Raw genomic sequence first — 4,468 nt, 5'->3', positions numbered from 1 at the left:
GAGATACGAGATACGATGTGATCGTCGTTGAGTTAAATTAACTGTGCTGACGACGCATGTTGTCGAGAATGATCCCAGTCGCCATCGCCACATTAAGAGACTCCGCACCGCCAAAGGCTGGAATCGTGATCTTGTCTGTCACGAATTGAGCCGCTTTTTCACGAATGCCGTGAGATTCGCTGCCCATCAATAGAATGCCGTTAGCTGAAAACTCAGTGCGGTGTACACTCTCACCTTCAAGAAATGCGCCGTATACAGGTAGGTTCGCTTGTTCCAAGTAGCTCGGTAAATCGGTTTGGCTTACTTGCACACGACCAAAGCTTCCCATCGTAGCACTGATGGTTTTCGGGTTGTAAGGGTCAGCACAATCGCTGCTCGCCACAATGTGTTTAATGCCATACCAGTCAGCAACACGAATTATGGTGCCAAGGTTGCCCGGGTCAGAGACACCATCAAGTGCGATCATCAGCCCGTTTGCTTTTGGTAATTTGAATGATGGAATTTCAACAACCGCAATAGCGGCATTGTTACTCACCAATGTACTGGCTTTAGTTAGCTCATCTAGGGAAGCTTCAACACAATCGAACTCTTTCAGTGCTGCGTGGTTTTGTGCCAGAAACTCGGCCGTTGCAAAAACGTTCTTCACCACTAGATCGCTGTCGATTAGCTCAAGCACATTCTTTTCTCCTTGAACAAGGAACAAGCCGTGTGCTTTACGTTGCTTCTTTTGACCTAAGGCGCGAAGGAGTTTTAATTGGTTTTTTGAAATCATGTTTTTATCCTAGATATAAGCCCGCGCATTATAGAGCAAAGGTTAGTGAACACAAAGTGGGAGAGTGAAATGCTCGCGAGATTAAAAACAAAAGCGCACCTTTCGATGCGCTTTATGTTTCAGTTTAGTCTTGTTATCACCACATAAGGTGGCGTGACCGCGAATTAGTATGGTACTGGGTAGCGTCTAAATACGGTGTTGATATCAGCTAACACTTCTTCCGACAGAGGCTTACTGAACGCCGCCACATTCTCTTTCAGCTGGTCTAGATTCGTTGCACCGATAATCGTCGATGTAACACCATCAACTTGGTTACACCATGCTAGAGCAAGCTGGCTTGGAGTAAAGCCATGAGTTTTCGCCACTTCCACGTACTCTTTCACTGCCGAGTTAGCGATTTCAGTGTCACGGAAAATGCCTTTACGCTGCATGTATGTCCAACGACTGCCCGCAGGGCGCGCTCCATCAATGTACTTACCGCTCAGCATACCTGCTGCCAGTGGTGACCATGGCAGGTAAGCGACGTCTTCATGAACACAGTTTTCAATTAAATATGGCCAATCTTTTGCGTGTAGTAGGCTGAACTCGTTTTGAATCGACACCATGCGTGGTAGGTCGTATTTTTCACTCAACTTGAGATAGGTATTAATCCCCCAAGTTGTGTCGTCAGACAGACCGCAGTGACGAATCTTGCCTGCTTTAATGCAGCTTGCTAGTGCCTGAAGGATCTCCAGCATTTGGTTTTCGTGTTCTTGGCGATCAATATCACTAAACGAAATGTGACCTGGAAAATGCTTACCGAAATGCGGTGTTGTGCGATTTGGCCAATGCAGTTGGTAGAGGTCGATATAATCTGTGTTGAGTCGCTTCAATGACGCATCGACAGCGGCAATTACCGCTTCACCAGTAATAGGGCCGCCACCACGAACCCAAGGTAGGCCCGCACCGGCAATCTTTGTTGCGATGATCAGTTCGCCACGGCGTTGAGGGTTGCGTGATAACCAGTCGCCAATAATCTCTTCAGTTTTGCCGTAAGTCTCAGGAGAAGGCGGAACCGCGTACATTTCAGCGGTATCGATGAAGTTAATCCCTTGGCTAAGTGCGTACTCGATCTGTTGGTCGGCTTGCTGTTGAGTATTTTGCAGGCCCCATGTCATGCTTCCAAGACAGATGCGAGAAACTGGAATTTGGCTGCTTCCTAACTTTGAATATTCCATTGGTTACTGGATTCCTATTGTTATACGTCCACCGCTGATGAGAGTTTTGACGAAAAATAAATCGCGAGTGGCGTGAGTTGGAATACAAATTAGTAACATAAAAAAACACGTTCGGGTACGGTTTTTAACGATGTATAGAACGCTTGAATGAAGTGTAGCGTGGATACAAGTGTATGGTATTGAATCCAGAGAAAAGGATGCTTAGGTCAAGGTGAGAAGTTGGGAAGCTAACGCCCTGCGTGGAGAAGTCAGGGCGTGACAAGGCTCTAAGTGAATGATTGGTTTGGACCGATTTTAGTCCTCTGCGCTCATGCCACCTTGTTGCTGAGCCTGTCTTAAAGCTTCCAGTCTTTGAGATTCTTTGTCTGTCGATGCCGTTTTAACTTGTTCCTCAGTCGCTTGAGGAGCAAAAACAAAGTACTTATTGATAGTCATAATCGAACCCTCATGTAACGTATGACATAGTTTGCTCGAAGGATAAACTGTGATCATCATCCATTTTGTTCTTTTTTTAGGCTGAGAGCGGAGGGCGTAGAATGCGAACAAAACGACGGTTTATCATCCTCTTGCAATAAGTAACTGACGAAACCCTCTAATTTCAAGTATAGGAAGCTCTGATCATTTCGCAGAAAAATGATTTAGAGCAAATTGCTCATCCTTTAGGGGCGTAAGATGAGCGTTCACACATCAACATCTTCAAGGCTACCTTTCTCAAATCTTAGTCTATTCGAATCATAATTGTGTTGATGAATCAGTTAGTTAAATCCATGGTGAGAACAAGTTATGGAACAGTTAGTTGAACGTTTTCTTAAGTACGTGACCTTTGATACTCAGTCTAACCCTTCGAATGCTCAGTGTCCTAGCTCTAGCGGTCAAATGACCTTTGCAGAGGCATTAAAGGAAGAGTTGATTGCACTAGGACTTAGTGATATCAGCCTAGATAGCAATGGTTACCTGATGGCCAAGCTACCGTCGAATGTTGATTATCCAGTGCCAGCGATCGGTTTCGTTGCCCATATGGATACCGCACCTGACGCATCGGGTGCCAATGTCGCGCCACAATTAATACGTGACTATCAAGGTGGCGTAGTACAACTAGGTAGCAGTGGCGAGTGTTTAGACCCAGAGCAGTACTCAGATCTCAACGCACTGCACGGTCATGACTTGATTACAACTGACGGAACGACCTTGCTTGGTGCGGACAATAAAGCAGGTATTGCCGAGATCATCACGGCTATCGCTTACCTAAAAGCTAACCCTGAATTGAAACACGGTGATATTTGTATCGGCTTCACGCCTGATGAAGAGATTGGGCGTGGCGCTGATCTGTTCAACGTTGAAAAGTTTGGTGCCGAGTGGGCTTACACCATTGATGGTGGCCCTGTAGGTGAGCTGGAATTTGAGAACTTTAACGCATCAAGTGCTGATGTTATCTGCCATGGCGTCAATGTTCACCCGGGCACTGCGAAAGGCAAGATGGTCAATGCGATGAACATCGCAGCACAGTTTCAACTGATGATGCCAGCGGAAGAGACACCTGAATGCACCGAAGGTTATGAAGGTTTCTATCACCTTAAATCAGCGGAGATGGGCGTCGCGCGCTCGGAGCTAGGCTACATCATTCGTGACTTTGAGCGCGAGGGCGTAGAGGAGCGTAAAGCCTTCATGCAACAAAAAGTTGATGAGCTAAATAGTCGTTTAGAGAAAGGCAGTGTAGAGCTTGTGCTTACTGATAGCTATTTCAACATGAAAGAGATGGTTGAGCCGCATCAGCACATTATCGAATTGGCAAAACAGGCGATGATCACTTGCGACGTTGAGCCGATGATCAAACCAATTCGTGGCGGTACGGATGGTGCGAGACTCTCATTTATGGGGTTACCATGCCCGAATATTTTCACCGGCGGTTACAACTTCCACGGTATTCATGAGTTCATTACTGTTCAGGGTATGGAACTGGCTGTGAAAGTGATCGTAGAGCTATCTCAAAATACTGCTACGCATTATCAAAAATAAGATAGGAATTAATGCTTTATCCCTTTGTATTTTAGAGAGTATTCATTAATACTTTCCATAAGTATAAGGGAGTAAGCGATGAGAAAATTAATTCTACTCTGCACCCACCTTGCTGTGGGTGCTTTTGGTTTTGGGCTAGGGGTATATGCATTACCTATTTTGATTGAACCTGAGTCACCTTCGGTCAATTCAGTGAAAGCGGTAACAGAGAAAGCGGTGTTGAGTGGCGAGTTTACTAAAGATCGCCAAGACAGTGATTTTCTTCATTGGGGAGAGGGGATTGTCTCCATTACTGAGGATGCCATAGCCTTTGAGGGTGAGCTCGCTCCGGGGCCAGACTATAAACTCTATCTGTCGCCGAGCTATGTTGAAACTGAGGTTGCTTTTAATGAGCTTAAGTCAACAATGCTGAAGGTGGGCGACGTAAAAACCTTTGACCGCTTTATGTTGACTCTGCCTCAAG

5 protein-coding genes are annotated in these 4,468 nt (G+C 45.8%); 2 read left to right on the top strand and 3 right to left on the bottom strand.

The window, feature by feature from the left end; genetic code table 11:
• Positions 1-37: 37 nt before the first annotated feature.
• From KI743_RS24385 to KI743_RS24375, 3 genes are all read right to left on the bottom strand, one after another.
• Positions 38-772, bottom strand: coding sequence for an RNA methyltransferase (locus KI743_RS24385; protein WP_285468575.1), 735 nt, complete (start codon positions 770-772; stop codon positions 38-40).
• Between the two features lie 164 nt (positions 773-936).
• Positions 937-1,989, bottom strand: a complete 1,053-nt coding sequence (locus tag KI743_RS24380; protein WP_285468574.1) for an aldo/keto reductase — start codon at positions 1,987-1,989, stop codon at positions 937-939.
• A gap of 294 nt (positions 1,990-2,283) precedes the next feature.
• A complete protein-coding gene (locus KI743_RS24375; RefSeq protein ID WP_285468573.1) occupies positions 2,284-2,424 on the bottom strand; it encodes a hypothetical protein in 141 nt (46 codons plus the stop codon).
• 348 nt (positions 2,425-2,772) lie between these two features.
• On the opposite strand from KI743_RS24375, the gene pepT reads away from it, so the two are divergent.
• Positions 2,773-4,005 (top strand): peptidase T, encoded by a 1,233-nt coding sequence (pepT, locus tag KI743_RS24370; protein WP_285468572.1) that lies wholly within the window; start codon positions 2,773-2,775, stop codon positions 4,003-4,005.
• Positions 4,006-4,083: 78 nt separating this feature from the next.
• The coding region (locus tag KI743_RS24365) for a DM13 domain-containing protein (RefSeq protein WP_285468571.1) at positions 4,084-4,468 on the top strand (385 nt) is incomplete at its 3' end.

The sequence above is a fragment of the Vibrio sp. D420a genome (genome assembly GCF_030248625.1).
GTDB lineage: Bacteria > Pseudomonadota > Gammaproteobacteria > Enterobacterales > Vibrionaceae > Vibrio > Vibrio fortis_A.
This window is presented reverse-complemented; position numbering and strand designations above follow the sequence as displayed.

What these genes read in the sequence shown, in the direction of transcription:
- KI743_RS24385 (WP_285468575.1), bottom strand. Translation starts at nt 772, where the DNA reads ATGATTTCAAAAAACCAATTAAAACTCCTTCGCGCCTTAGGTCAAAAG.
- KI743_RS24380 (WP_285468574.1), bottom strand. Translation starts at nt 1,989, where the DNA reads ATGGAATATTCAAAGTTAGGAAGCAGCCAAATTCCAGTTTCTCGCATC.
- KI743_RS24375 (WP_285468573.1), bottom strand. Translation starts at nt 2,424, where the DNA reads ATGACTATCAATAAGTACTTTGTTTTTGCTCCTCAAGCGACTGAGGAA.
- pepT (WP_285468572.1), top strand. Translation starts at nt 2,773, where the DNA reads ATGGAACAGTTAGTTGAACGTTTTCTTAAGTACGTGACCTTTGATACT.